At 70.7% G+C, this 26,398-nt stretch carries 22 protein-coding genes and 1 pseudogene; 11 read left to right on the top strand and 12 right to left on the bottom strand.

Features of this window, described 5'->3' with window-relative positions; translation table 11 throughout:
* The first annotated feature begins 18 nt into the window (after positions 1-18).
* The 5 genes from ABB07_RS16985 to ABB07_RS16965 all read left to right on the top strand — a co-directional run bounded on the left by ABB07_RS16985 (position 19) and on the right by ABB07_RS16965 (position 5,716).
* On the top strand, positions 19-300 hold the full coding sequence (locus tag ABB07_RS16985) for a glutaredoxin family protein (RefSeq protein ID WP_055706410.1): 282 nt from the start codon (positions 19-21) through the stop codon (positions 298-300).
* 280 nt (positions 301-580) lie between these two features.
* Positions 581-1,369, top strand: a complete 789-nt coding sequence (locus ABB07_RS16980) for a redox-sensing transcriptional repressor Rex (RefSeq protein WP_208899495.1) — start codon at positions 581-583, stop codon at positions 1,367-1,369.
* Positions 1,366-3,051, top strand: a complete 1,686-nt coding sequence (locus ABB07_RS16975; protein ID WP_208899494.1) for a glutamyl-tRNA reductase — start codon at positions 1,366-1,368, stop codon at positions 3,049-3,051. The genes ABB07_RS16980 and ABB07_RS16975 overlap by 4 nt, the downstream gene beginning before the upstream one ends.
* The gene (gene hemC, locus ABB07_RS16970) at positions 3,048-4,007 is read left to right on the top strand and encodes a hydroxymethylbilane synthase (RefSeq protein WP_208899493.1); all 960 of its coding nucleotides are present in this window, start codon (positions 3,048-3,050) and stop codon (positions 4,005-4,007) included. The genes ABB07_RS16975 and hemC overlap by 4 nt, the downstream gene beginning before the upstream one ends.
* Positions 4,004-5,716, top strand: a complete 1,713-nt coding sequence (locus ABB07_RS16965; RefSeq protein WP_208899492.1) for a bifunctional uroporphyrinogen-III C-methyltransferase/uroporphyrinogen-III synthase — start codon at positions 4,004-4,006, stop codon at positions 5,714-5,716. The genes hemC and ABB07_RS16965 overlap by 4 nt, the downstream gene beginning before the upstream one ends.
* A gap of 36 nt (positions 5,717-5,752) precedes the next feature.
* Here the strand turns inward: ABB07_RS16965 and ABB07_RS16960 are convergent.
* Positions 5,753-5,916: pseudogene (locus ABB07_RS16960) on the bottom strand (DUF397 domain-containing protein).
* Positions 5,917-6,107: 191 nt separating this feature from the next.
* On the opposite strand from ABB07_RS16960, the gene ABB07_RS16955 reads away from it, so the two are divergent.
* Positions 6,108-6,776, top strand: coding sequence for a hypothetical protein (locus ABB07_RS16955; protein ID WP_208899491.1), 669 nt, complete (start codon positions 6,108-6,110; stop codon positions 6,774-6,776).
* Positions 6,777-6,817: 41 nt separating this feature from the next.
* Here the strand turns inward: ABB07_RS16955 and ABB07_RS16950 are convergent, their stop codons facing one another.
* Positions 6,818-7,810 carry a phospholipase D-like domain-containing protein gene (locus ABB07_RS16950; protein WP_208899490.1) on the bottom strand — a complete coding sequence of 331 codons (993 nt, stop codon included), beginning with the start codon at positions 7,808-7,810 and terminating at the stop codon, positions 6,818-6,820.
* A gap of 216 nt (positions 7,811-8,026) precedes the next feature.
* Here ABB07_RS16950 and hemB point away from each other — a divergent pair, with 216 nt between their 5' ends.
* Positions 8,027-9,019: a porphobilinogen synthase gene (gene hemB / locus ABB07_RS16945; protein ID WP_208899489.1), complete on the top strand. Its 993-nt coding sequence runs from the start codon at positions 8,027-8,029 to the stop codon at positions 9,017-9,019.
* Between the two features lie 211 nt (positions 9,020-9,230).
* Positions 9,231-10,532, top strand: a complete 1,302-nt coding sequence (locus ABB07_RS16940; protein ID WP_208899488.1) for an aminotransferase-like domain-containing protein — start codon at positions 9,231-9,233, stop codon at positions 10,530-10,532.
* Positions 10,533-10,545: 13 nt separating this feature from the next.
* Here the strand turns inward: ABB07_RS16940 and ABB07_RS16935 are convergent, their stop codons facing one another.
* Positions 10,546-11,364: a DUF4253 domain-containing protein gene (locus ABB07_RS16935; protein WP_208899487.1), complete on the bottom strand. Its 819-nt coding sequence runs from the start codon at positions 11,362-11,364 to the stop codon at positions 10,546-10,548.
* 142 nt (positions 11,365-11,506) lie between these two features.
* Here ABB07_RS16935 and ABB07_RS16930 point away from each other — a divergent pair, with 142 nt between their 5' ends.
* Complete coding sequence (locus ABB07_RS16930) at positions 11,507-12,658, top strand: hypothetical protein (RefSeq protein WP_208899486.1); 1,152 nt, start codon at positions 11,507-11,509, stop codon at positions 12,656-12,658.
* A gap of 190 nt (positions 12,659-12,848) precedes the next feature.
* On the opposite strand, the gene ABB07_RS16925 is transcribed toward ABB07_RS16930, so the two are convergent.
* Positions 12,849-13,247: a VOC family protein gene (locus tag ABB07_RS16925; RefSeq protein WP_208899485.1), complete on the bottom strand. Its 399-nt coding sequence runs from the start codon at positions 13,245-13,247 to the stop codon at positions 12,849-12,851.
* A 71-nt stretch (positions 13,248-13,318) separates the two neighbouring features.
* Between ABB07_RS16925 and ABB07_RS16920 the strand changes: the two genes are divergently transcribed.
* A complete protein-coding gene (locus ABB07_RS16920; RefSeq protein WP_208899484.1) occupies positions 13,319-14,326 on the top strand; it encodes a helix-turn-helix transcriptional regulator in 1,008 nt (335 codons plus the stop codon).
* Positions 14,327-14,366: 40 nt separating this feature from the next.
* Here the strand turns inward: ABB07_RS16920 and ABB07_RS16915 are convergent, their stop codons facing one another.
* The 5 genes from ABB07_RS16915 to argS all read right to left on the bottom strand — a co-directional run bounded on the left by ABB07_RS16915 (position 14,367) and on the right by argS (position 21,101).
* Positions 14,367-14,924, bottom strand: coding sequence for an SUKH-4 family immunity protein (locus ABB07_RS16915; protein WP_208899483.1), 558 nt, complete (start codon positions 14,922-14,924; stop codon positions 14,367-14,369).
* 20 nt (positions 14,925-14,944) lie between these two features.
* The gene (locus ABB07_RS41760; protein ID WP_208899482.1) at positions 14,945-16,600 is read right to left on the bottom strand and encodes a nucleic acid/nucleotide deaminase domain-containing protein; all 1,656 of its coding nucleotides are present in this window, start codon (positions 16,598-16,600) and stop codon (positions 14,945-14,947) included.
* A gap of 125 nt (positions 16,601-16,725) precedes the next feature.
* Entirely contained in the window at positions 16,726-18,399 is a 1,674-nt protein-coding gene (locus tag ABB07_RS16905) for a WD40 repeat domain-containing protein (protein ID WP_208899481.1), read from the bottom strand.
* Positions 18,396-19,274: a nucleic acid/nucleotide deaminase domain-containing protein gene (locus ABB07_RS16900; protein ID WP_208899480.1), complete on the bottom strand. Its 879-nt coding sequence runs from the start codon at positions 19,272-19,274 to the stop codon at positions 18,396-18,398. The genes ABB07_RS16905 and ABB07_RS16900 overlap by 4 nt, the downstream gene beginning before the upstream one ends.
* 60 nt (positions 19,275-19,334) lie before the next feature.
* Complete coding sequence (argS, locus tag ABB07_RS16895; protein WP_208899479.1) at positions 19,335-21,101, bottom strand: arginine--tRNA ligase; 1,767 nt, start codon at positions 21,099-21,101, stop codon at positions 19,335-19,337.
* A gap of 150 nt (positions 21,102-21,251) precedes the next feature.
* On the opposite strand from argS, the gene lysS reads away from it, so the two are divergent.
* Positions 21,252-22,991 carry a lysine--tRNA ligase gene (lysS, locus tag ABB07_RS16890; protein ID WP_208899478.1) on the top strand — a complete coding sequence of 580 codons (1,740 nt, stop codon included), beginning with the start codon at positions 21,252-21,254 and terminating at the stop codon, positions 22,989-22,991.
* Positions 22,992-23,060: 69 nt separating this feature from the next.
* On the opposite strand, the gene ABB07_RS16885 is transcribed toward lysS, so the two are convergent.
* The 3 genes from ABB07_RS16885 to ABB07_RS16875 form a co-directional block, all read right to left on the bottom strand.
* Positions 23,061-24,293, bottom strand: coding sequence for a DUF2637 domain-containing protein (locus ABB07_RS16885; RefSeq protein ID WP_244189396.1), 1,233 nt, complete (start codon positions 24,291-24,293; stop codon positions 23,061-23,063).
* Between the two features lie 129 nt (positions 24,294-24,422).
* Positions 24,423-25,322, bottom strand: coding sequence for a DUF3558 family protein (locus tag ABB07_RS16880; protein WP_244189395.1), 900 nt, complete (start codon positions 25,320-25,322; stop codon positions 24,423-24,425).
* Positions 25,323-25,450: 128 nt separating this feature from the next.
* Positions 25,451-26,323, bottom strand: a complete 873-nt coding sequence (locus tag ABB07_RS16875; RefSeq protein ID WP_208899475.1) for a DUF3558 domain-containing protein — start codon at positions 26,321-26,323, stop codon at positions 25,451-25,453.
* Positions 26,324-26,398 lie beyond the last annotated feature (75 nt).

Genomic DNA, 26,398 nt, shown 5'->3' with positions numbered 1-26,398 from the left:
CGCGCGAGAATGGCCGGTATGAGTCCGCTTTTCCGGCGCAAGGCCGATCCGACCGACCCCCGTGACCGGCAGGTCACGCTGATCCGCAAGCCCGGCTGTCATCTGTGCGACGACGCGCAGGTCGTGGTCGAGAAGGTCTGCGGGGAGCTGGGCGTGTCCTGGGAGCAGAAGGACATCACCGAGGACCGGGCCCTGCACGACCAGTACTGGGAGCAGATCCCGGTCGTCCTGATCGACGGTGAACAGCACACCTTCTGGCGCGTGAACGAGGAGCGGCTGCGCCGGGCACTGACCGACTAGTCCAAACAGGTCGGAACGTCGCTTAGGATCGACGGCGGACTGATCTCGGGGGCGGGATTCGTGAGGAGAGTGTGCGGTTTTGCCCCCAGTAACGAAGGAACGTCGGTGCGTATGCGCCGGTTCCCGTCGAGGGCGTGAACGGCGCGTGACCCCGGTCACTTCTGCCGGGCAAATCGGACACCATCTTTGTGCACGCGTTCACAAAGACATAGCCTGCTGTCGACGGGGCGGTCTGGGGACGTATGACCGCCCGCAGCCCCGCTCTACCCGCAGGAGCACCGTGGCAACTGGCCGAACACACCGACCGGCGACCCGTAGCCGAGGGATTCCCGAGGCCACCGTCGCCAGGCTTCCGCTGTACCTCCGAGCCCTGACCGCGCTGTCGGAGCGCTCGGTACCCACGGTCTCCTCCGAGGAGCTCGCGGCCGCGGCGGGGGTCAACTCCGCCAAGCTGCGCAAGGACTTCTCGTACCTGGGCTCCTACGGAACGCGCGGTGTCGGCTACGACGTGGAGTATCTCGTCTACCAGATCTCCCGTGAACTCGGCCTGACCCAGGACTGGCCGGTTGTCATCGTCGGTATCGGTAACCTCGGCGCCGCCCTCGCCGGCTACGGCGGTTTCGCCTCCCGTGGCTTCCGGGTCGCCGCGCTGATCGACGCCGACCCGGCGATGACCGGGAAGCCCGTCGCCGGTATCCCCGTGCAGCACACCGACGACCTCGAGAAGATCATCAAGGACAACGGGGTCTCCATCGGCGTCATCGCCACCCCCGCCGGCGTCGCCCAGCAGGTCTGCGACCGGCTCGTGGCCGCCGGGGTCACCTCCATCCTGAACTTCGCGCCGACCGTGCTGTCCGTCCCGGACGGCGTCGACGTGCGCAAGGTCGACCTGTCGATCGAACTCCAGATCCTCGCCTTCCACGAGCAGCGCAAGGCCGGCGAGGAGACCCCCCTGGAGACCGCGGCGGGCGACGGAGCGCTGCCCGCGACCGCTCCCCGCGGCGCGACCGGCGAGGACTCCGCAGACCAGGGACCCGACGGGGACGTACCCGCCGTGATGCCGGCATGAGTCTCCTCGTCGTCGGGCTGAGCCACCGCAGCGCACCGGTCAGCGTTCTGGAGCGGGCCGCGCTGAGCGCGGACGCCCAGATCAAGCTGCTGCAGGACACGGTCGCCGCCGAACCCGCCACCGAGGCCGCGGTGCTCGCCACCTGCAACCGCATCGAGCTGTACGCCGACGTGGACAAGTTCCACGCCGGTGTCGCCGAGCTGTCCACGCTGCTCGCCCAGCACAGCGGTGTCGGCCTGGAGGAACTCACCCCCTATCTCTACGTGCACTACGAGGACCGGGCCGTCCACCACCTGTTCTCGGTGGCCTGCGGCCTGGACTCGATGGTCGTCGGCGAGGGGCAGATCCTCGGCCAGATCAAGGACTCCCTGGCCCGGGCGCAGGAGCTGCACACCGCCGGCCGGCTGCTCAACGACCTGTTCCAGCAGGCCCTCAGGGTCGGCAAGCGCGCCCACTCCGAGACCGGCATCGACCGCGCCGGGCAGTCCCTGGTCACCTTCGGCCTGGAGCAGCTGGCGGCCGGCCGAGCCGTCGAGGACTGGGCCCGGGGCAGGAAGGCGCTGGTCATCGGCGCCGGGTCGATGTCCTCGCTGGCCGCCGCCACGCTGGCGCGGGCCGGGGTCGCCGAGGTCGTCGTCGCCAACCGCACCTTCGACCGCGCCGAGCGGCTCGCACAGATACTCACCGAGGCCGACGACCACGCGGTGACCGCCCGGGCGGTACGGATGGACGCCGTGCCGGGCGAGCTGACACGTGCCGACGTCGTCGTCTCCTGTACCGGGGCGACGGGCCTGGTGCTCACGGCGGCGGCGGTCGCGCAGGCGGTCGAGGGCCGCACCGGCGCGCCCGTCGCCGAGATCGCCGACAGCGGTCGTACGGCCCCGAAGGCCGCCGCCACCCCTCTGCAGGCCGCCGGCAGCGACGAGAACTGCCCGCTGGACCTGGCCGCCGTACAGCCCGGCTTCTCCGTCATGGGTGAGGCCGCCGTCGCCGGCATGGACGCGGCCACCCTGGAGCAGCACGCGGCCTGGGTCGCCGGAGGAACGATCGACCGCCGGGAGCGCCGTACCCCCGAGGCCGACGCCGAGCTGATCACCGCGCTCGCCGCGACCGCCGCGACCGTGGGCCGGATCCCCGAGCGGCGCAGGCCGGAGCCGCAGGCCGAGCGCCCGGCGCCGTTCTTCTTCCTGCTCGACCTGGCCATGCCCCGGGACATCGACGCGGCCGTGCACCGGCTGGCCGGGGTGCGCCTGGTGGACATCGAGTCGCTGGCGGAAGCTTCCGCCGACGCTCCGATGGCCGCCGATGTGGACCTGGTCCGGCGTATCGTCTCCGACGAGGTCGCGGCCTTCGGCGCGGCACAGCGGGCGGCGCACATCACGCCGACCGTGGTCGCGCTGCGCACCATGGCCGCCGACGTCGTCGCCAGTGAGATCGCGCGGCTCGACGGCCGCCTGCCCGACCTGGACGAACGCCAGCGCGGCGAGATCCGCCAGGCCGTGCACCGGGTCGTCGACAAGCTGCTGCACGCGCCGACCGTACGGGTCAAGCAGCTCGCGGCCGAGCCCGGCGGCGCCGGGTACGCGGACGCGCTGCGCACCTTGTTCGACCTCGACCCCGAGACGGTCGCCGCCGTCTCCCGGGCCGGGGACAGCACAGACAAGAAGGACCGACCGGCATGAGTGACAATCCACTGAGGCTGGGGACCAGGCGGAGCAAGCTCGCCATGGCCCAGTCCGGGCAGGTGGCGGAGGCCGTCCACCGGGTGACCGGCCGGCCCGTCGAGCTGGTCGAGATCACCACGTACGGCGACGTCTCCCGCGAGGCCCTCGCGCAGATCGGCGGCACCGGCGTGTTCGTCACGGCGCTGCGCGACGCGCTGCTGAAGGGCGAGGTCGACTTCGCGGTTCATTCGCTCAAGGACCTGCCGACCGCGCAGCCGCAGGAGCTGGTCCTGGCCGCCGTACCGGAGCGCGAGGACCCGCGGGACGTGATCGTCGCCCGCGACGCGCTGAAGTTCACGGACCTGCCGCGCGGGGCGCGCATCGGCACCGGCGCGCCGCGCCGCATGGCGCAGCTGAACGCGTACGCCCGCGCCCACGGCCTGGACATAGAGACGGTCCCGATACGCGGCAACGTCGACACCCGCATCCGGTACGTCCGGGACGGCGAGCTCGACGCGGTCGTGCTGGCCGCCGCCGGACTGAACCGGATCGGCCGGATCGACGAGGTGACCGACTTCCTGTCGGTCGACACGGTTCTGCCCGCCCCCGGCCAGGGGGCCCTGGCGATCGAGTGTGCCGCGGGCAACGCGGACCTGATCGCGGCACTCGGCGCACTCGACGACCCGTTCACCCGGGCCGCCGTGACCGCCGAACGGTCACTGCTCGCCGCCCTGGAGGCCGGTTGCAGCGCCCCTGTTGGCGCGCTGGCCGACCTGTTGGCCGACGGGCAGTTTGTCAAGGAAATGCGCCTGCGGGGCGTCGTCGGCACGACCGACGGCACCCGCATGGTGCAGCTGTCCACCACCGGTCCCGTGCCCCAGACGCACGACCAGGCGCTGGCACTCGGTCGCGACCTCGCCACCGAGATGCTCGCCCAGGGCGCGGCCGGTCTGATGGGGGAGCGAGCACATTGAGCCCCACCGCCCTTCCTGCCGCCGGTCCTGAACACGGGCACGTCACCTTCCTCGGTGCCGGACCCGGAGATCCGGGACTGCTGACTCTGCGCGCCGTGGAGGCGCTGTCGCACGCGGACGTCCTGATCGCCGAGCACGAGGTGCTCGACGTGATCCGGACGCACGCCCGACAGGGCGTCTCCGTGGTCCGCACGGACGCAGACCCCTCTTCGGTCTCGCCGCCGGGCACGGGCACGCCCCAGCTGACGGTCGTTGACGGCACGTCAACACCCGCCGCTGTCCCGGCCGCTGCCCGGGATGCCGCTCATCTTGTCATGGAGGCTGCGCGGGGCGGCAGGCGGGTCGTCCGTGCGGTGTCCGGCGACCCGGGACTTGATACGTACGCGGCCGAGGAAATGCTCGCCTGCGCGGCCGCCGGGGTGCCCTTCGAGGTCGTCCCCGGTGTCGCGGCGGCGGTCGGTGTGCCCGCGTACGCCGGTGTGCCGCTGCGGGACGCCGAGGGCGCGGACGTCCGCTTCGTGGACGCCCGTACGGCGTCGGACCGCTGCTGGACCGAGGTGGGCGCGTCGGACGGCACGGTCGTCGTCTCGACGACGCTGGACTCGGTCGCCGCCGCGGCGGGCGAACTGGTCTCGGCGGGCCGCAAGCCCGACACCCCCCTGTCGGTCACGATCGCCGGTACGACGACCCGCCAGCGCACCTGGACGGCGACGCTCGGCACGATCGCGCAGACCCTGAAGCAGGCGAAGGTGCTGCCGTCCCCCGACGGCGGCCGGCCGGTGATAGCCGTGGTCGGCGAGCGCAGCGCCGCCGCCCGGCGCGACCAGCTGTCGTGGTTCGAGTCCAAGCCGCTGTTCGGCTGGAAGGTGCTCGTGCCGCGCACGAAGGAGCAGGCGGCGTCGCTCTCCGACCAACTGCGGTCCTACGGCGCCGTGCCGCACGAGGTCCCGACGATCGCGGTGGAGCCCCCGCGCACCCCGCAGCAGATGGAGCGCGCGGTCAAGGGCCTGGTGACCGGCCGCTACGAGTGGATCGCGTTCACCTCGGTCAACGCGGTGAAGGCGGTCCGCGAGAAGTTCGAGGAGTACGGCCTTGACGCTCGGGCTTTCGCGGGTATCAAGGTGGCCGCGGTGGGCGAGCAGACGGCCAAGGCGCTGGTGGCCTTCGGCGTGAAGCCGGACCTGGTGCCCAGCGGCGAGCAGTCCGCGGCGGGCCTGCTGGAGGACTGGCCGCCGTACGACCCGGTGTTCGACCCGATCGACCGTGTCTTCCTGCCCCGTGCCGACATCGCCACGGAGACGCTGGTCGCCGGTCTGATCGAGCTGGGCTGGGAGGTGGACGACGTCACGGCCTACCGCACCGTGCGTGCGTCGCCGCCGCCGGCCGAGACCCGCGAGGCGATCAAGGGCGGCGGCTTCGACGCCGTTCTCTTCACGTCGTCCTCGACGGTCCGGAACCTGGTCGGCATCGCGGGCAAGCCGCACAACGTGACGGTGATCGCCTGTATCGGCCCGGCCACGGCGAAGACCGCCGAGGAGCACGGCCTGCGGGTGGACGTGATGGCTCCGGAGCCGTCCGTGCACAAGCTGGCGGAGGCGCTGGCCGACTTCGGCATGAAGCGCCGGGCTGCCGCCCTGGAGGCGGGGGACCCGGTGACGCGGCCGAGCGAGCGGCGGCCGGGGGCGCGGAGGCGTCGGTCTACGACGTGAGGTGTGACGGGTGCCCTGCCCAGGGCACCCGCACGCTCAGTGGTCGGCGGCGTACGGCAGGAAGGCCGCCCAGGCTGTGGGGGTGAGGGCGAGTCGGGGGAGTCGCGGACGAGGACGTGGGTCTCGTCGGGGGCGGCTACCTCTACGCAGTCGGGGCCCTCGTCCGTGCTGTAGCTGCTCTTTGTCCACTCCAGCTTCATGTCTCCGCGTGATGCGGTGGCGCCGCGGCCGGGGGCGGCAGCGTGACTCCTGATCGAATCACCTTCTTCGTCATTGCGCGTCTGCGATGCTGACCGGCATGGGTGGGGACCGACGACGTGATGGTGCGGCCCGCTGGTTACGGCGGCGTGCTGCGGCGGTGGCGTTGACATGTTTCGGGGTTGCGGCCGCTGTGCTGCATGTCCTGGCACCCGGGCTGAAGATCGACGGGGTCACGGTCGCCCTGCTCGCGGTGGCGGCGGTGCCGTGGCTCGGGGATCTGGTCCGCAGTATCGACGTGCCAGGGTTCGTGAGGATTGAGTTCCAGGACATGCGGCGCCAGCTGGAGGCGGCCCAGCGGACGGCGAACGCGGCTCTCGTCGGTGATGGACCGGGCGGCGGCGCAGTGGACGACACGGCCGCGCTGGCCGCGGTGCGGGAACTGGCGGCCGAGTATCTGAACGTACGCGATGAGCTGCCCAGTGGTCCGGCGCGGACCCACCGGATGGACCAGATCTTCGCCCGCCTGGTACGAGCGACGCAGCGGGTGCGGGACTTCGACGCCGAGACGCTGCTGCGCTCGCAGGACGCCGGGCTGCGGCTCGCGGCCTACGCGCGCCTGTACGCGCTGCCCGAACCGGAGTTGCTGGACACGCTGGTCGACGTGGTGACCGCTGAACCGTTCTCCTTCAACCAGTACTGGGGGCTTCGCGTGGTCGGCAGAGAGGTGGAGGAGATGGGAGCAGAGCACGTTCCGCTCGGCGTGGTCCGCCGCTTGGAGGAGTTCCGCTCCCGGCTGCCGCGCGACAGCGACCGGGGGCAGCTCGCCGACCGGGTGCTCACGGAGTTCGGCGGGGGCTGAGCGGCCGGAGGGTGCCGGGGCATCCGCCGGCCGCTGTCCGGTCAGGCCGCCGTACCCCCCGCGTAGTCGCTGTTGAACGTCGTCTCGACGGTCTGCGCCACCGGCTGGGCCACGCCCGTGCCGGTGAGGATGATGCCCAGCTCTCGGTTGTTGCTCAGGGAGTTGCTGCTGAGGTTCATGGAGCCGGCCTCGACCTCCTGGGTGGACAGGCCGTAGTCGGCGACCATGGCCTTGGCGTGGATGTAGAAGCCGTTGGGGTCGGAGTAGCCGACGACCGTGCCGCCGGCGGCCTTGACGGCGGAGACCTCGCTGGAGTAGCTGGAAGGATTCTCCAGGACCACACGGACCTTCACGCCCGCCTTGGCGCGGGCCACGAGCGCGTTGACCACCGTGCTGTCGCTGAACTCCAGTTCCTCCACGTCCAGCGTCCTGGTGGCGGAGTTGATGAAGGACACCAGGCGGTTGCGGGAGTCGGTGGGGGACCACAGCAGGTGGTCGCCGTCGGTGGGGGTGATCGAGGTCGCCGTGTAGTCGGCGTTGAAGACCTTCTCGATGGCGGCGACGTCGCGGGTGTCGTCGGTGAAGACGCCGTAGTCGCGGCTGGTCGTGTAGTACTGGGACGTCAGGTTGCCGGTCAGGACCAGGGACTTGGTGCCGTCGACGGTGATCGTCTTCTGGTGGGTGTAGACGTAGGCGGAGGACGACCAGACCACGCCTATGCCCGCGTTCTTCAGCGACGTGTAGGCCGCGTTGTCGGCGCTCTGGTGCTGGCGGTCGAGGATGACGCGGACCGTGACGCCCTTGTTCTTCAGGGCTATGAGGTCGTTGACGGCCGTGGTGTCCTGAAGCTCGTACATGGTCATGTCGAGTGTGCGGGTGGCCGAGTTGATGAAGTCGTAGATCGTGGGCTGGCTGCCGCTCTGGGAGAAGGCGAACGCCGAGTAGCTCGCGGCGTTCGCGGGTACGGCCGTGGCGACGACGGCCGCTCCGGCGGTCAGGGCGATGGCCGCGCGGGTGAGGACCTTCCGCAGCATGCGTGACTCCTGGGTTCACGGGTGGTGCACGGCGAGGAGGGGTGGCGCGTGCATGACACCACGCGCGTAGAACGCCGGGGAGGCAAGCGGCTCGAGAGACGGCCAGGGGAGCGCAAAAACTTCGTATCGGTGTTCCGCTATGCCCCGGTTGGCGCCGCTCGGCGGCCGACAGGGCGTCGGCAAAGGCGGGGGTGGGGCGGGCGTAGCGTAGAAGGCATGACGAAGTACGGATCCTTTCCCGGTACGCGTCCCCGGCGACTGCGCACCTCGCCCGTCATGCGGCGGATGGTCGCCGAGACGCGGCTGCACCCCGCCGACTTCATCCTCCCCGCCTTCATCCGCGAGGGCGTGAGCGAGCCCGTGCCGGTCACCGCGATGCCCGGTGTCGTCCAGCACACCCGCGACAGCCTGAAGAAGGCCGCGCTGGAGGCCGTGGAGGCCGGGATCTCCGGGATCATGCTGTTCGGCGTGCCGGAGGAGGCCAACAAGGACGCGCAGGGCACGGCCGGTACCGACCCGGACGGGATCCTGCAGGTCGCCCTCCGGGACGTGCGGGCCGAGGTCGGCGACGACCTGCTCGTCATGTCCGACCTGTGCCTGGACGAGTTCACCGACCACGGGCACTGCGGCGTCCTCGACAGCGAGGGCCGTGTCGACAACGACGCCACCCTGGAGCGGTACGCCGAGATGGCCCAGGTGCAGGCCGACGCCGGCGCCCATGTCGTCGGGCCCAGCGGCATGATGGACGGCCAGATCGGCGTCGTCCGCGACGCGCTCGACCAGATCGGGCGCGAGGACGTGGCGATCCTCGCCTACACCGCCAAGTACTCGTCCGCCTTCTACGGCCCCTTCCGCGAGGCCGTCGCCTCCTCGCTCCAGGGTGACCGCAAGACCTACCAGCAGGACCCCGCCAACTGGCGCGAGTCCCTGCGGGAGGTGTCCCTCGACCTGGAGGAGGGCGCGGACATGGTCATGGTCAAGCCGGCCGGACCGTACCTCGACATCCTCGCCCGGGTCGCGGACGCCGTGGACGTGCCCGTCGCCGCGTACCAGATCTCCGGCGAGTACTCGATGATCGAGGCCGCCGCCGAGAAGGGCTGGGTCGACCGCGACCGGGCCATCTTCGAGACCCTGACCGGCATCAAGCGCGCCGGGGCCCGGAACATCCTCACCTACTGGGCGACGGAGGCAGCGCGGAAGCTGCGCTGAGGGGCGCCGGGCGGTGGAGTGCCCTCCGCCGGTGGGGCGCCGGGCGGTGGAGTGCCCTCCGCCGGTGGGGCGCCGGGCGGTGGTCGGCGCGCGTGGAAACGGGCCTTCCGGCGTGTGCGCGAACTGGCCGTCCGGATCGCGGAATTAACGGGTGTAGACGGCACGTAGTTCTCTAGCCTGACGGCTCCCAGAGCCGAAGGAGAGCCGCGCCATGACCACCGCCGAGCCCGCCGCCCCGACCGCTGCCCCGAGTCGCGCCGCCACCACCGCCGCCGGGCCCGCCCCTGCCGTCGCCGAGGCCGCCCCTGCCGTCGCCGAAGAGGCGTCGGCCGCGGCCCCCGCCCCCGTCCCGCCGTTGGCCGCCCGTGCCCATGCCGTGGGCGGTTCGCCCGTGCGGGACATCCTCGCGGTCACCGCACGCCCCGAGATGATCAACTTCGCCGGCGGGCTCCCGGCGCCGGAACTCTTCGACCGGGAGGGCATAGCGGCGGCGTTCCAGGAGGTGCTGACGCGGACCCCGGCGCAGGCGCTGCAGTACTCCACCACCGAGGGCGAGCCGACGCTCCGCACGGCCCTGGCCGCGCGCATCACCGCCCGGGGACTGCCCACCACGCCCGACGACCTGCTGATCACCACCGGCTCCCAGCAGGCCCTGTCCCTCCTCGCGACGGCCCTGCTCGAACCCGGCGACACCGTCCTGGTGGAAAACCCCTGCTATCTGGCGGCACTTCAGGTCTTCGGCCTCGCGGGAGCGCGTGTGGTGGCCGTGCCGGGCGACCGGGACGGCGTGGACCCGGGCGCCCTGGAGGAGGCTGTCCGCCGCGAGCGGCCCAAGCTGCTCTACCTCGTCCCGACCTTCCAGAACCCCACCGGCCGTACGATGCCCGCGCCACGGCGCGCGGAGATCGCCGCCGTCGCCGCCCGCCAGGGCCTGTGGATCGTCGAGGACGACCCGTACGGCGAACTCCGCTACGACGGTGCACCCGTCCCCTGGATCGCCTCCCTCCCCGGCGCCGGGGACCGGACCGTCCTGCTCGGCTCCTTCTCCAAGGTGATGGCCCCCGGCCTGCGCCTCGGCTGGCTGCGCGCACCGGACGGGCTGCGCCGCGCGTGCTCGGTGGCCAAGCAGGCGGCCGACCTGCACACCCCGACGCTCAACCAGCTCGCCGCCGCCCGCTACCTGGACGTCCTGGACACCCATGTGCAGCACGTGCGCGCCGTGTACGGCGAACGCCGGGACGCCATGCTGGCGGGCCTGCCGAGCGCGCTCCCGCCCGGCTCGCGGTGGAGCCGGCCCGAGGGCGGCATGTTCCTCTGGGTGCGCCTGCCGGAGCCGTACGACACCCTCGCCCTGCTGCCCCGCGTGGTCGAGCAGAACGTGGCCTACGTCCCCGGGGCGCCCTTCTACGCCGGCACCCCCGACCCCACCACCCTCCGCCTCTGCTTCGTCACCCAGACTCCGGAGGAGATCGCGGAGGGACTGCGGAGGCTGGGGCGGGGCCTGCAGGGCTGACGGACGCGCGGGGTCAGTCCCACCAGAAGGTCCAGACGGGCCGGCCGACCAGTCCCTTCGCGTACGCGAGGAAGGTGTCCTCCTCACCCTGGAGCACGTTGTCCGGGCAGAACGCGAAGTGCTCCGCCGCCACGGCCTCGGCGTCCTCCTGGGTGGCCGGCGGGGCCGCCACGGACACGACGAGGGTGTCGAGGCCGAGGGCCACGACCCGTATGCCGAACCTGTCCTCCCAGGAGCGCAGCACCGCGCACATCCGGGCCACGTCGCTCTCGTAGTTCACCGGGCCGGTCCAGCCGATCGCCGCCGGGATGTCGGCCGACCGGCGCGCCGGGACCAGGGCGAGGTGCGCCTCCTCGATCACCGCGCCGCGACCGCCCTCCAGCCCGTCGGCGACCTGCGCGGCGCGGGTGTCGGGGTCCGCGGCGAGGGAGCCGGCCGGCGCGAGGCCGGGCCACGCGGCGCCGAACGGCCCGATCTCCTCGGCGAGCTCACCGTCCTCCGTCTCCTCCTCCCAGTACTCCGCCAGGACATCCTCGGCCTCGTGATCGCCCGGATACGACGTCTCGCCGGGCAGCAGCACCCAGTCCTCCGGACCGCCCCGGGACGCGGCCAGGTCCACCAGCACCGGCAGCAGACCGGCCCGTGCCGCCGGCGCGCCCAGCGCCTTCCACGTGCCCGGCGCGGCCGGCTTCTCCGCGTACCACAGCAGCGGTTCGTGCCAGGGTCCGTCGTACGTCATGTCGACCAGCCTGCCGGGAGGGAGCCGCAGCCCCAGGGAACGGCCGCTGGGGTCGGTTGCCAGCTTGGGCAGCGGGTTGGGAAGAGTCGCCATACCCGTGACTGTAAGGGCCGCCACTGACAACGCCGTTGAGCCGTGCCCGCGATGAACCCACGGCCCCCGAACCCGCTCTTACCGGGGGGTGTTGTGATGGGTGGGGACACGGTGACCGTGGTGACGGGAAGGACGGAGGAACGTGCGGATCGGGCGTTACCCGGTGCGGTGGCACATCGTGCTGCTCACGCTGTGGACGGCCGTGTGGTTCGTCGTGGCCGAACGCCACGCGGCCGTGTCCTGGCACTATCTCCGCGAGGGCGAGCGACTGCTCTTCGGCCAGGCCTCCGGCGGCGGCCTGGCCCTCTACGCCAACCACCCCGATCTGCAGATCGGCCCCGTCAGCTTCGTGGTCGCCGGACTCTTCGCACCGTTCCCGCCCGACCTGGGTGAGAAACTGGCCGACGCGTTCATGTCCGGCCTCGGCCTGTACATGCTCGTCCTGGTCGGCCGCGCCGCCGCCGACCACTACCTCGGCACCGGCGTCAACCACAAACGCCTCCAGCAACGCGTCCTGATCGCCGGGGCGGCCTTCATCCCCATGTGGGTCGAGGTCTCGGTCCGCTTCGCCCACCTCGACGACGTCCTGGCCCTGTTCTTCACCACGCTCGCGGTCCGCGCGCTGGTGCGCGGCAACGCGACGGCGGTGGGCGTCTTCCTGGCCCTGGCGGTGGACTCCAAACCCTGGGCGGTCGGCTTCCTGCCGCTGCTGCTGGCCCTGCCCCGCCCAGCCCGCCTGCGCTCGGCGACCTGGACCGTCGCCCTGGTGGCGGCGGCCTGGCTCCCCTTCTACCTGACCCACCTGGAAACCCTGCACGCGGCCCGCTTCACCATCCCCAACCAACCGGCCTCCTCCCTGCGCTGGTTCGGCGTGGACGACCCCGCGACCCCCTGGTGGGACCGCCCCGCGCAGATGGCTCTGGGCATGGGCCTCGGCGCCCTGGCGGTACGACGGGGACGCTGGCCGGCGGTGGTCTTCCTGGCCGCCGACGCCCGCATCCTGCTCGACCCCAGCGTCTACACGTACTACAACGCCTCGGTCCTCCTGGGCACGCTGATCTGGGACTCCATCGGCCAACGCCGCCTGGTCCCCTGGGTCAGCTGGATCGCCCTCATCTCCCTCTACGGCAGCGCCCTGCTGATCCCCTCCGACTCCACCCGGGGCTTCATCCGCCTGGCCTTCTGCCTGGGCTCGGCGGCGTACGTGCTGCTGTGGCCCCAGAGACCACCTCGCGGCAGACGGGGCCGCCGCTCACAGGGCGAACCTGCTCAGGGAACCCTCATCAACAACTGACCGAAGCCGACCTCGGGCATGGCCCTCGTCCTCGCCCCCGGCGCCGATCGGTTGCCGTGGGGCCGCCCGGGGAAAGTGGGCGGCTTGGCGGCTGCCGGTCGATGGGTGGGCAAAGGGGCGGCGATGGGAAGATGTGGGCACCCCTCGGCCGACTCTCCACCGCCTGGCGGGGGCGGCCCACGTGGCGGAGCTAGACCAGCGTCGTGATGCAGAACGGGTGCCCGGCGGGGTCCAGCAGCACCCGCCACCGCTCCCCGCCCGGCTGGAACTCCGGCTTGCTCGCGCCCAGTTCGAGCAGTCGCTTCTCGGCGATGTCCAGGTCGTCCACGCCCAGCTCGATGTGCGCCTGCTTTTCCTGGGCCGGGTCCGGCCAGGTGGGCCGGCGGTAGTCGGCGAGGCGGTTGAAGCCGAGGCCGGTCGAGCCCTCCTTGCCGAGCAGGACGAAGTCGTCGGTGGAGAACAGGACGGACATGCCGAGCAACTCGCCGTAGAAGCGAGCCAGTTCGGCCGGATCGGCACAGTCGAAGGTGACCGCGGCGTAGCGGAATGCAGGCGCGGACGGGGATGTGGAAGTGGTCTGCGTGGTCATGGGAGGGACGCTAGAACACAACCAGGACGGTTCCGGTCCTGGTTGTGCGAACCTTGTGCCAGACTCCCGCCGTGCTCAGCTCCTCCGCCCGCCTGCTCCGCCTGCTGTCCCTGCTGTCCTCCCGTCCCTCCTGGACCTGCGCCGAGCTGGCCGAGCGCATGGAGGTCACCGACCGCACCGTGCGCCGGGACATAGCCAGGCTCCGCGACCTCGGCTACTCGGTCGACTCGGAGGCCGGCCCCTGGGGCGGTTACCGCCTGCGTGCAGGCTCCCGCGTCCCGCCGCTGATCCTGGACGACGAGGAGGCGCTTGCTGTGGCCGTCGGCCTGCGCGAGGCGGCCCTGAGCGACGCGCTCGGCGGGGATCAGGCGGCGCTGTCGGCCCTGCTGAAGCTGCGGCAGGTCCTGCCCCGGCACATCGCGGACCGCCTGGGCGACCTGGACGACGCCTTCGTACGTCTCCCGGGGACGGGTGGCGCCGACGGGCAGCAGGTCCGACCGGGCCTGCTGCTGGAGCTGGCCGACGCCTGCCGGCAAGGGCGTCGGGCCCGGCTGTCGTACACCGACGGAGAGGGACGGGCCACGGTCCGGGAGGTCGATCCCTACCGCCTGGTCCACACGGGCCGCCGCTGGTACTTCGTGGCGCGGGACGTGAACCGCGCCCAATGGCGCACTTTCCGGGCCGACCGGGTCGACCGCCTCCAGCCCACCGCCCACCCGGCGGACGTGACCGACCCACCGGACCCCGCCCAGCTGGTCTCCCGCAACATCGCGAACGGCCCCTACCCCCTGTCCGCGACCATCCGCCTCCCCCTCCCCATGAGCGAGGCGCTACGGCTGATCCCACCCACGGTCGGCACCCACCGCCCCGACGGGCCCGACGTCACCCTGGTCGACATCGGCGGCCCCGACCCGGCCGGCCTCGCCCGCTACCTCCTGAGCCTGGGCACACCCCTACGAATCCTCGAACCGGACTCGGTACGCCAGGCCCTGGTGCGCCGCGCCCTGGAGCTTGCGGGAGAGAACGCCGGGGTTGCGCATGCGCCCCGACGGGGCTGCACGTCGACCACGCGGTCGTAGTCCACCTCGGAGTTCGGCTCCCTGCCGATCCACCGGGACCTCACCACATGCCGTTCTCGAACTCCTCGAGCGACAGGTTCCACTGGGACTCCTCGTCAGCGAATGGTGTGGGATCGAAATCGCCCACCACGCGTCGGAAACGCTCGGAGAGTTCCGTTCGGTCCATGTTGTTGTCGTGATCGACTTCGAGCTTTCGGAACTCGATGAGACTGAAGAGGAGCGATTCGACATCGCGATGCAGGAAGATATATTGCGATTCGCTCTCAGGGAAGGCGTACACCTTTCCTGAGTGTGGGTCGAGGGCGATGAGCGAGGTGAAAAGGTAGCCCAGAATCCACCATGTCCTGCTTTCCTCCGGGCACGGCCAACCGTAGTGATCGAAGCGGCTGCCGATGATGAGCGGGTCGAAGCCCGGATCGTACGGGTCCTCCGGATCCTCTTTGCAGGTGAAGACTTCCGAATGCGGAAGCCCCACGGAGCTGAGGAGGGACAACGCGCGTGAGTCGACGGGTCCAGCGGCGTCGAATTGAGGATAGTAGACCACATTGGTCAAGCCGTAGGCGTCGAGCATGGCGCTGGGGGTGACAGTGAAATGCATGGATGCATCCTAGCGTGCCGCTAAAGGCCGAGGGCTTTCTTCAGGCCGTTCACGTACTTGGTGTGTTCCGCGTTGGTGGTCTTCATGTTCTGGTCGTAATAGTCCGCGGCATGAGTGACCTTGAAATCCTTTCCGAAGTGGTAGCTCAGCCAGCGGGCGCACACCGGATTCTTCTGGCAGGGTTCTCGTTCCGTGAATATTTCTTTGAGTCTGTGCCCTTGGTTCGAGTGCAGGATCGGGAATCCGATCATTCGCTCGGAATGTCCCCGCTTGTTGCTGTAACCGACGAGAATCGATTCCCTGCCGCCCGCGTCGACGTAGCGACCTGCTGCGTAGTTCGTCCCATCGAAGTCGTCCCGCGCGACACGGGCCGCCTGCGTGGCCCGGGCCAGATCGCTGGTGGATGCATCGATCTTCTTGGACTTCACCCGGTCTTTATGGGCTTGCTCGGCGTAGAATTCCGACTTCTGCTTCTGCGTCGATGGGATGTAGAAACGTCCGTCGTCGCCGACGATTCCGTCGAGACGCTTTTTGTCGTGGTCGTCGAGGCCTGTCGTACCGCCGTCGGCGTGCAGTCGCTGCACGGATCCGTCGGCGTGCATCAGGTACACACGTTGTTCGCCGTCCCTGCCTGTCCTGATCCCCTTGGCCCGCAGTCCGACCTCGTTGTCGATTTCCTTGTGGTGCCGGGAGACCGCCTTCGCCCGATTCGGAATCGTCTCGGTGAGGTGTTTGCCGATCTTGACGAGTGCCTTCTCGCAGCCGTGCAGCGCACCATGGATCATCGAGTCGAAGGCCTGGGTGAAGGGGTCCTTGCCCTGAGTGCGGCCGAACAGGCCCTTGGCGCGGCCGAGTGGGGCGGCGCTGTTCGTGTGGAGTTCGCTGCCGTGGAAGGAGAGCTTGCCGGCGCCGCTCTCGAACTCCTCGTGGTCGATGTGGAGGTCGCCGCCCGAGCCCGAGCCGCCGGAGGCGGAGGCCAGTTCCATGCCTCCGCTTCCACCTCCCGCCGAGGCCAGCTTCATGCCGCCGTGTGCGTGTCCGTGGCCGTGACCGCCGCTGTCGCCGCTGCCACCGCTCCCGCCCGTCGGTGCGGGCGGCAACGTGAACGCGTCCTCCGCCAGGTTCAGCACCGCGTCCTCGATCATCGCCTCCAGCTTGGCGTTGACCGGCTCGCTGACCTTGGCGATCAGTTCGTTCACGATCTGGTCGACGGCCTCGTCGATGATTCGTTTCACCAACTGCCGCATGGCCGTGACCTCTGCTGCGCCGAGCACGGCGGACAGGCCGCCGGTCACGAAGGACAGGCCTACCGACAGGCCCACCGAGCCCGCCATGACGGCGAGTTCGGCCTCGGCCTTGGTCTTCATGCCGAAGACGATGTCCGCGACCACGTCCAGGGCATCGGCGAACAGGCGGGCCAGCTCCGGGATCTTGTCCAGGTGGCCGGCCTTGACCTGGTTCCAGTGGGTCTGCATCGAGTGGACCGCCCAGCCGTGCGAGGAGGCCAGGATCTGTTCCACCGTCTTGTGCGCGTCCGCACCATGGCCCTCGAACTTGTCGGCGAACTCCCGCATGGCATGCGCCATCTCGCGGTAGTCGTCCTCGTCGACGTTCGGAAAGTGGATGCCGATGTAGTCCAGGACCTGGTCCAGCCAGCCCGGAATCGTGTAGCCCATCCCCCGTGACGCCCCCTTGCTCTCCCGATCATCGTATGAGCATGAAAACCTTAACGAGAAAAGGGCGTTGGAGGGCAAGGGTGCCTGCCGTGCCTATGGCATGACTGTGACACCCTGTGCCAGGGTCACGCCGGGCGCAGATGCACCAGCATCTCGTCCGTGCCGACCAGGAGCGTCCCGGCACCGGTCATCGCGAGCGCGCGCACCGGGGCCCCCGGCCAGTACCTGCGGAGCGCGCCCTCCTCGTCCAGCGTGTGGTGTTCGACCAGGCCGTCCGCCCAGCCGATGGCCAACACCGGTCCGTCGTCGGTGGTCGCCGCCGCCAGCGCCGTCACCGGGCACGCCCGCGAACGGACGGGAGACGCCAGCGGGTCCGCTCCAGGACCCCACGCCCGTACCGTGCCGTCGTAACCGCCGCTGTAGACCAGGGGAATGCCCGGCGCGTTGTCGGACACCTCAAGGCGCAGTGCTGCCACGGCCGCCACCTCGCCCTCGTGCAGCCGTGCCGTCAGCGGCCCCGGCTCACCGTCGGTCTCCGCGAACACGTGCACCAGGCCCGTCGCGTCGCCCACCGCCAGCAGCCCCTCCGCGTACGCCACCGCCACGGCTGTGCCGCCGACCTGGGACCGCGCCGCCTCCACCAGCCGCTCCAGCGGCGTCGGACCGTCCTCCAGCAGTGCCGCCAGGCCCGTCGCCCTGGGGGCCGCCGGACTGCGCCTTGCGTGCAGCCGGCCCTCCGCGTCCAGGACCACGACGTCACCCTCGGGTCCGGCAGCCACCGCGCGCACCCCCGCCACCGGCTCGGGCAGCCTGCCGACCGGCGTCGCGTCCGTCTCGTCGAGCAGGCGGACCGTGCCCTGGTGGTCGGCCACGACCAGGTTGCCCGCCAAGTGCCCGCGCCCCGACGACAGCGCGCGTGCCGGTCCCGGCCACGGCGGACGGACATCGCCGCGCACCCTGCGCCAGACCACCTGCCATGCGGCGCCCCCGGTCAGCGCGGCGAGCGCTCCCGGCAGCCTCGGGTCGGCATCGTCGCCCAGCGCCGACAGGAGGACGACGGCACGGTCCGCCGGGCTCTGCTCGCGGGTCAAGGACGCCCCCGCCCGCAGCCATGCCGCGCGCAGGCCTCCGTGGGGGTCCGCGGAGCGTTCGTAGCCGACGGACACCTGCCCGGGGTCCGCGGTACAGACCGCCGCCGGGTCGTCCAAGTCGACGCCAGCGGTGAGGATTTCGGGTATCGGCTCAGGCCGGCCGGCGGGCCGGGTCGCCGCCCACGCCGCATACCGCCCCGGATCCGTCCACTGCGGCTGATCGAGGTCCATCACGGCCGAGGGAACCGCCATGAGCGTTCCGGCGCTGTTGCTGCGGGCCTCCACCAGCAGCCGAACATGCGGCAACTCCAGTAGTGCGAGGGCGAGTTCGGTCACCGCCTCGACGTCCACCGCCGCGTGCAGCTCCGGCAGCACGAGCACCGTACGGCGCTCGTCGGCGAGCAGGGCCTCGACCAGCTCGCCCGGGGTGCGGGCCGCCACGTGCAGCTGCTCGGCGAGGGTCCAGGCGGCGGTCAGGGCGGTCTGGCCGGCCAGAGGGACGAAACCGTGGATCCGGCGTTCCGGCTGCGTCCCCTCCCGCGTACCGTGCCCGATCAGCCACGCCAGCAACGTCGACTTGCCGCACCCCGCGCTCCCGGTGACGACACACAGGCGAGGGGCGTGCGGATCGGCCAGCCAGGACAGCAGAGCGCCGGCGGCCGGTTCGCGACCCGCTGCGGGGCGGGACCACTTCGGCTCCGCGCTCACTGGGGACCTGCCTGCTGCGCCGCGTGTGTGATCAACTCCTTGAGGCCGTCCTCGCGGGAGTCCGCCGTGTCACCGTAGTCGAAGCTGTGCGTGAACTCCGCGTGGGGAAAGGTCGCTTGGAGCCAGACCGCGCAGTAGTGGCCCGGCATCATGCACGGTTCCAGTTCGCAGTACACCCGCCGGACCTGCTCCGGGGCCACCCCCTGCGCGTGCAGGCGCTGCCAGACCAGTTCCTCGGGGTGCGGGCGCCCCGCGCCGGTGGCGTCGGTGACGATCTGCTTGGCGCCCGTCGCGTCGATGTACTCGAAGGCGGAGGAGAACGGGAAGTTCAGCGTGTGCCGTACGTCGTCCAGGACCCTCGGCCACCAGCTCTCGCGGTCCTCGAACGCGGCGGCGTCGATCTGCCGCAGCTCGGCGTTGAGTTCACGGAACGCGGCCGCCGCCACCGGGAGGCTGGTCGAGGCGGCGATCACCGGCATACGGCGGTCCAGGGCCGCCAGGGAGGCGTTGAACGCCCACACGTCCGAGCTGACGAACATGTCGGGCTCGCCGAGACCCAGGAACACCGCCTGCACCGCGCCGTCCGGACGCACGCACAGGTGGGCCAGCGGGTCGCTGCCGAGCCGCAGCCAGGTCTCCCGGCCGTCGGCGGGTGCCGGCAGGCCCTGGTGGCCCGCGGTCATCCCCAGGGTCGGGTCGTCGGTGTCACCCGCCGCCGTGAAGTACGGCTGCACATGCAGCGGCACCCCTGTGTCCGCCAGCACCTCACGGGTCGCGTCGGGCAGCTGGACGCCGTAGGAGGCCGGCACCGTGAACCGGCGCATGCCGGCTGCGCCGAAGTGGGCCGTGGACGGATCGGGGACTCGCTCGGACATCGGGCTCCCTCAGAGTCTGTGGAGATAGGACACGGCTCCACAGACTCTAAAGGGTGGTCGTCAGAGCTTCTCCGGTGTCCGGATGCCCAGCAGGGCCATGCCCTGGTGCAGGGTGCGGGCCGTGATGTCGCACAGGAACAGGCGGTTCTCCACCTGCTGCGGCGTCTCGGCCTTCAGGACCGGGCACTTGTCGTAGAAGGACGTGTACAGGGACGCCAGCTGGTAGAGGTACGCCGCCAGCTTGTGCGGGGCGTACTCCGCCGCCGCCTCCGCGACCGTCTCCGCGAAGGCGTCCACGTGCAGGCCCAGGGCGCGCTCCGCCGCCGCCAGCGCCAGCTCCGGGTGCGCGGCCGGGCGGGTCTCGCCGGCCTTGCGGAGGATGGACTGGATACGGGCGTACGCGTACTGCAGGTAGACGGACGTGTCGCCGTTCAGGGACACCATCTGGTCCAGGTCGAACTTGTAGTCCCGGTTCGCCGACGTCGACAGGTCCGCGTACTTCACCGCGCCGATGCCCACCTGGGCACCCCGCTCGGCGATCTCCTCCTCGGACAGGTCCTGGGCCTTCTCCCGTACGACGGCCGAGGCGCGGTCGATCGCCTCGTCGAGGAGGTCCACCAGACGGACCGTCTCGCCCTCACGCGTCTTGAACGGCTTGCCGTCCTTGCCGAGCACCGTGCCGAACGCCAGCTGGAAGGCGGTGACGTCCTCGTTCAGCCAGCCGGCCCGGCGCGCCGTCTCGAAGACCATCTTGAAGTGCAGGGCCTGGCGCGCGTCCACCACGTACAGCAGGGTGTTCGCCTTCAGGTTGAAGACGCGGTCGCGGATCGCGGAGAGGTCGGTGGCCGCGTAGCCGTAGCCGCCGTCCGACTTCTGCACGATCAGCGGGACCGGGTTGCCGTCCGGGCCCTTGATGTCGTCGAAGAAGACGCACAGGGCGCCCTCGGAGCGGACCGCCACCCCCGACTCCTCCAGGAGCCGGCAGGTCTCGGCCAGCATGTCGTTGTAGCCGGACTCGCCGACGATGTCCGCGTCCCGGATCTCCATGTCCAGCTTCTCGAAGACGGAGAAGAAGTAGATCTTCGACTCGTCCACGAACTTCTGCCACATGGCCAGCGTGTGCGCGTCGCCCGCCTGGAGGTCGACGACCCGGCGCCGGGCCCGCGTCTTGAACTCCTCGTCGGAGTCGAAGAGCTTCCGCGCCGCCTTGTAGAGGCGGTCGAGGTTCGACATCGCCTCCTCACCCGTGACCTGGGCCTCCTTGTGGTCCAGCTCGTGCGGGTGCTCGTCCAGGTACTGGATCAGCATGCCGAACTGGGTGCCCCAGTCGCCGATGTGGTGGCGCCGGACCACGTTCTCACCCGTGAACTCCAGCAGCTGGACCACCGAGTCGCCGATCACCGCCGACCGCAGGTGACCGACGTGCATCTCCTTCGCCACGTTCGGCTGCGCGTAGTCGATCACCGTGGTGCCCGGCTGTGCGGCGGTCGGCACGCCGAGGCGGCCCGTGTCGTCCGCGTACCGCGCGGCCAGGTTCGCGGTGATCGCCCGGTCCGCGATCGTGATGTTCAGGAAGCCGGGGCCGGAGACCTCGACGTCCTTGATCAGCTCGTCGCCCGTCTCCACCCGCGAGACGACCTGCGTCGCAAGCTCCCTCGGGTTGGCCTTCGCCTTCTTGGCCAGGGCCAGGATCCCGTTGGCCTGGAAGTCGGCCCGGTCGCTTCGTCGCAGCAGCGGGTCCGCGCCGGCGGCCTCGGGCAGGGTGGCCGAGAGGGCGGACGCGAGGTGCTGCTGGACGGAATCGCTGAGGGACGTGACCGAGGCCATAGGAATGGGTGCCGTTCTCCTCGTGGGGATGGATAGACCCAGCCAGTATCCCACGGCGGGTAAAGCCGTTTTCGCCGTCGCATCCCGGTCTGTGAGAATGGGGTGTCACCCCGATCAGATGGAGTGCCATCCCCGTTCAGAAAGAAGGACGTGCCGATCGTGGCTCAGAGCACCGAGACCACCGACTGGGTCTCCCGTTTCGCGGATGAGGTCATCGAGGAGTCGGAGCGCCGGGCCCCGGGCAAACCGGTCGTCGTCGCGTCCGGACTCTCCCCGTCCGGCCCGATCCACCTGGGCAACCTCCGCGAGGTCATGACCCCGCACCTCGTCGCCGACGAGATCCGCCGCCGCGGCCACCAGGTCCGGCACCTGATCTCCTGGGACGACTACGACCGGTACCGGAAGGTCCCGGCGGGTGTCGCGGGCATCGACGAGTCCTGGGCCGAGCACATCGGCAAGCCGCTGACCTCGGTCCCGGCGCCCCGCGGATCGTCGTACCCGAACTGGGCCGAGCACTTCAAGGCCGCGATGATCGCCTCGCTCGCCGAGCTCGGCGTGGAGTTCGACGGCATCAGTCAGACCGCGCAGTACACCTCCGGTGTCTACCGCGAGCAGATCCTGCACGCCATGAAGCACCGCGGCGACATCGACGCGATCCTCGCCCAGTACCGCACGAAGAAGGCCCCGAAGAAGCAGCAGCAGAAGGCCGTCGACGAGGCCGAGCTGGAGGCCGAGGAGGGCTCCGGCGCCGCGTCCGAGGACGACGGCAGCTCCGGCTCCGCCGGGTACTTCCCGTACAAGCCGTACTGCGGCAACTGCGAGAAGGACCTGACGACCGTCACCTCCTACGACGACGACACCACCGAGCTGTCGTACACCTGCACCGCCTGCGGCTTCGCCGAGACCGTCCGGCTCTCCGAGTTCAACCGCGGCAAGCTGGTCTGGAAGGTCGACTGGCCCATGCGCTGGGCCTACGAGGGCGTGATCTTCGAGCCGAGCGGCGTCGACCACTCCTCTCCCGGCTCCAGCTTCCAGGTCGGCGGCCAGATCGTCGGGATCTTCGGCGGGAAGCAGCCCATCGGCCCCATGTACGCCTTCGTCGGCATCAGCGGCATGGCGAAGATGTCCTCCTCCCGCGGCGGCGTCCCCACCCCCGCCGACGCCCTGAAGATCATGGAGCCGCAGATCCTGCGCTGGCTCTACGCCCGCCGCAGGCCCAACCAGTCCTTCAAGATCGCCTTCGACCAGGAGATCCAGCGGCTCTACGACGAATGGGACAAGCTCGCCGCCAAGGTCGACGACGGCTCCGCCCTGCCGGCCGACGTGGCCGCGTACACCCGCGCCGTCGGCACGGCCGCCGCTGACCTGCCGAAGACCCCGCGCCCCCTGCCGTACCGCACGCTCGCGTCCGTCGCCGACATCACCGCCGGCCACGCGGACCAGGCCCTGCGGATCCTCTCCGAGCTGGACCCCGAGCAGCCCCTCGCCTCCCTGGACGAGGCCCGGCCCCGGTACGACAAGGCCGAGGCCTGGATCAACACGCACGTCCCCGCCGACCAGCGGACCATCGTGCGCGACGAACCCGACGCCGAACTGCTGAAGTCCCTCGACGAGGCCTCCCAGCAGTCCGTACGGCTGCTGCTCGACGGGCTCGCCGAGCACTGGTCCCTCGACGGACTGACCCACCTCGTGTACGGCGTGCCCAAGGTGCAGGCCGGATTCCCGGCCGACGCCACCCCGAAGGAACTGCCCCCCGAGATCAAGACGGCACAGCGCGCGTTCTTCGCCCTGCTGTACCACCTGCTCGTCGGGCGGGACACCGGACCTCGCCTGCCCACGCTGCTGCTCGCGGTGGGGCAGGACCGGGTGCGGCGCCTCCTCGGGGAGTGAACCGGCCCGCGTGAGCGGCGACGCGGAAGGGGCCCTCGACCGAGGGCCCCTTCTTTGTGCTCACGCCCTTCAGGCGATGTGGTTCTCCTCCAGCTCCGCGTTGAAGCGGTTGGTGAAGCGCTTGACCATCCGGTCGGCCTCACGGGAGGGGAGCTTCATCCCGTACGTCGCCTCCACGGCCTCCCCGAACTGGTGCGGAGTGGGGAAACTGCCGTCGATCGACTGACGGAAGACCTGGTAGTAGGCCTCCTCATCCGGCTCCGGGGCGCCACCGCCCTCGCCCAGCTCCCGGGTGCGGTTCGGACCCACCGGAATCGGGAAGCTGCCGGTCTCCTCCGGCGAGGGCTGCTGGAAGTCCTCCGGCTGCTGATCCTCGTACCACTCCTCGTACTGCTCGTCCGGGGCGTACTGAGGCTCCTGCAGCATCGGGTCGTACGTGGGGTCGTAGCCACCGTGGTACTGGATCTCCCGCTGGGCCTGGAACCACGGGCTCTCCTCGTCCACGGGCGCGCTGTCCGGCTGCCCGGGGCGCTGGCCCGGCAGCTCGAGGCGCTGCTCGCCTGGAGGTGCCGCCTGCTGCGGGACGGGCGCCGCCCCAGCGGCACGACCGCCCGCGGCCACGGCCGGTATCAGCGTCGGCTCTATCCCCGCCGCGGCCAGACCCGCCGGAGCCGTCTCCGCCAGCGGGACGCCGTACCGCGCCAGACGCAGCGGCATCAGGGACTCCACCGGAGCCTTCCGGCGCCAGGCGCGGCCGAACCGGGAACGCAGGCGCGCCTGATAGACGAGACGTTCCTGCTCCAGCTTGATGACCTGGTCGTACGAACGCAGCTCCCACAGCTTCATCCGACGCCAGAGCAGAAACGTGGGAACCGGGGAGAGCACCCAGCGGGTCAGCCGGACGCCCTCCATGTGCTTGTCCGCCGTGATGTCCGCGATCCGGCCGATCGCATGCCGGGCCGCCTCCACCGCGACCACGAACAGCACCGGGATCACCGCGTGCATACCGACACCCAGCGGATCCGGCCAGGCGGCGGCACCGTTGAACGCGATCGTCGCCGCCGTCAGCAACCACGCCGTCTGGCGCAGCAGCGGGAAGGGGATCCGGATCCAGGTCAGCAGCAGATCCAGGGACAGCAGGACACAGATACCCGCGTCGATGCCCACCGGGAAGACATAGGAGAAGTTCCCGAAGCCCTTCTTCAGAGCCAGAGCCCGGACAGCCGCGTAGGAGCCGGCGAAACCGATGCCGGCGATGATCAAGGCGCCGGTCACGACCACGCCGATGAGAACGCGGTGCATCCGAGTCAGCTGCAGTGGCGCGGCCACTCGTACTCCCCTCCCCTTGCCTGTTGTTGCGCGCAACAGGGTGGCACACGCGAACGGCGAACGTGGTATCGGTCAGGCTTCGAAACCCGACCGACCCCTGCGTCAGTTCTTCTTCGCGGCCGACTTGGACGGAGAAGCGCTGGAAGAAGCCGACTTGGACGGAGAAGCGGACGCGGACTTCGAGGACGAAGCCGACGCCGACGGAGCCGCCGACCCGGAACCCGCCGACGAGGCGCCGCCATTGGCGGACGAAACCGCCCCGACCGCTTCCTTGATCGCGCCCTGTGCCGCCTTCGTCAGGTCATCGGCGTCCGGGGTCTTCTCACCCGCGAGACCGGCGCCGTTGTAGTCCAGCGTGACGACCACGTTCGCCACCCGCGCGACCACCGTCTGCTGCTTGAACAGACCTTCCTTCTTGCTCAGGTCGTAGCGCACCACCGTCGCCTCCGAGCCCGTGCCCGACAGCGGGATCTCCCGGGTGTTCTTCGCACCGTCCACCGCCGCGGCATCCTTCACCTGCTGCGCGAAGTACGTGTGGGCCTGCGTGTCACCGGAACCGCGCGTGGCGTCCGAGTCGAACCGCAGCAGGGACACGTTCAGCCACCGGAACTGCGAGCCCTTCACACCGTTGTTGTCCAGGCTGCTCCAGGAGCACGAGGCACGCGACGACGGATCGTCCGAACCGCCCTTCTTGCCCGAAGTGTCCTTCGGGACAAGGCTCGTCAGCGTGTTCTTCGACAGCACCGCACACGCATCCGGCAGCCTCTTGTACGCCGCCGCCTGCACGCTCGGAGACGCGCTCGCCGAAGACTGCGAGCCGCCGCCCGCCGACTGCTGCGCGCTGCTGCCGGACCCCTTGCCCTTGGCATCACCCGAGCCCGACGAACAGGCGGCGGTGATCAGCACCGCCGGCACGGCTGCCGCGCAGACAAGAACACGGCTCAGGCGCTTGCCACGCACTCCTCGCTGGGCACGGTCGTCTCGCTGCACTGCTCGCTGCATGGTTCCTTCACTCATGACACTCGGTGATCGTGCGGGTTCCTGCGGGGGCCCACGGTACGCGGTGAAGGAGCTGTGCGGTCTCCGTTCGGGCGCTTTGCGCGCCGCCCGGCGAGCGGCACCCGGGGCCCTCAACCGCCCAGCGCGTCATCCAGATGAGAGGCCAGATTACGGGCCCTGTCCTGCATTTCCTTGCTGTCCGGGACCGCCCCGACGGCCGTCGGCTGCTCCTCGTACTCGATGGTCACGATGACATTGGACGTGCGGAACACCACAGTCACCGTCCGCGGTTCGGCGGTCGAACCGGACGAACCGAGCTGGTCGTCGATATACGCCTCGTCACCGAGATCGGACAGCACCCGCGGCTGCAGATCAGCGGCGGAGCCGGAGGCGGAACCGGACGGGGACCCGGAACCGGAACCCGAGGGCGACCCGGCACCCGACGGGGACGCGCTGCCGCTCGCGGAGGACGACGGCGAGGACGACGGCGAGGACGACGGCGTCCCGCTCGCGGTCGGCGCCGCACTGCCGCTCGCCCCGGAGGAACCGCTGGGCTCAGGGAGATGGGCGGCCGCCTGGTCGTCCCCGAACAGCTTCTGCGCCTGGTCGTCGTCGCTGACCGCGTTGTCGTACGACACCACACGCTCGAAGTCGACCGACAGCCGGTCGGTGGCGTCCGCGGACTCCACCTTCCAACGACAGCCGACCTTGCGATCGGTGTCGTAAGTGAGCGCCGCCTGGCCCTGGTAGGCCTTGTCCCGCTGGCCGGGATCGGCCATCTGCTTGATGCCGGGCAGCATCGCGTCCAGCGTGTCGTGACCGACCGCACCGCAGGGCTCCGGCAGCGTGCGGTACTTGCCGGGCTGCGCGGCGACCGTGGCCGTACCGGCGTCGCCGGGGTGGGCGTCGTCCGTCGAACCGTCGCTCCCCGAGCCGCTCGTACAGCCGGCCAGCAGCGCCGCGAGGAGGGCGGCGGTGCCGGTTACGTACGCCTTCCGCTGCACGGTCGGGCTCCTCTCGGGTCTGCGCTCGCGCGGTCCTCCAGTGTCCCCGCTGGTTATTCGCTTGCCGCGGCGGGG

This window comes from Streptomyces incarnatus (assembly GCF_001027185.1).
GTDB lineage: Bacteria > Actinomycetota > Actinomycetes > Streptomycetales > Streptomycetaceae > Streptomyces > Streptomyces puniciscabiei.
Note: the sequence above shows the minus strand (reverse complement) of the source record. Positions and strands in the feature narration are given on the sequence as shown.

Coding starts and splice junctions, on each gene's coding strand:
- ABB07_RS16985 (WP_055706410.1), top strand. CDS start 19: ATGAGTCCGCTTTTCCGGCGCAAGGCCGATCCGACCGACCCCCGTGAC.
- ABB07_RS16975 (WP_208899494.1), top strand. CDS start 1,366: ATGAGTCTCCTCGTCGTCGGGCTGAGCCACCGCAGCGCACCGGTCAGC.
- hemC (WP_208899493.1), top strand. CDS start 3,048: ATGAGTGACAATCCACTGAGGCTGGGGACCAGGCGGAGCAAGCTCGCC.
- ABB07_RS16950 (WP_208899490.1), bottom strand. CDS start 7,810: ATGCTGCGGAAGGTCCTCACCCGCGCGGCCATCGCCCTGACCGCCGGA.
- hemB (WP_208899489.1), top strand. CDS start 8,027: ATGACGAAGTACGGATCCTTTCCCGGTACGCGTCCCCGGCGACTGCGC.
- ABB07_RS16940 (WP_208899488.1), top strand. CDS start 9,231: ATGACCACCGCCGAGCCCGCCGCCCCGACCGCTGCCCCGAGTCGCGCC.
- ABB07_RS16935 (WP_208899487.1), bottom strand. CDS start 11,364: ATGGCGACTCTTCCCAACCCGCTGCCCAAGCTGGCAACCGACCCCAGC.
- ABB07_RS16925 (WP_208899485.1), bottom strand. CDS start 13,247: ATGACCACGCAGACCACTTCCACATCCCCGTCCGCGCCTGCATTCCGC.
- ABB07_RS16915 (WP_208899483.1), bottom strand. CDS start 14,924: ATGCATTTCACTGTCACCCCCAGCGCCATGCTCGACGCCTACGGCTTG.
- ABB07_RS41760 (WP_208899482.1), bottom strand. CDS start 16,600: ATGGGCTACACGATTCCGGGCTGGCTGGACCAGGTCCTGGACTACATC.
- ABB07_RS16900 (WP_208899480.1), bottom strand. CDS start 19,274: ATGTCCGAGCGAGTCCCCGATCCGTCCACGGCCCACTTCGGCGCAGCC.
- argS (WP_208899479.1), bottom strand. CDS start 21,101: ATGGCCTCGGTCACGTCCCTCAGCGATTCCGTCCAGCAGCACCTCGCG.
- ABB07_RS16885 (WP_244189396.1), bottom strand. CDS start 24,293: ATGCACCGCGTTCTCATCGGCGTGGTCGTGACCGGCGCCTTGATCATC.
- ABB07_RS16880 (WP_244189395.1), bottom strand. CDS start 25,322: ATGCAGCGAGCAGTGCAGCGAGACGACCGTGCCCAGCGAGGAGTGCGT.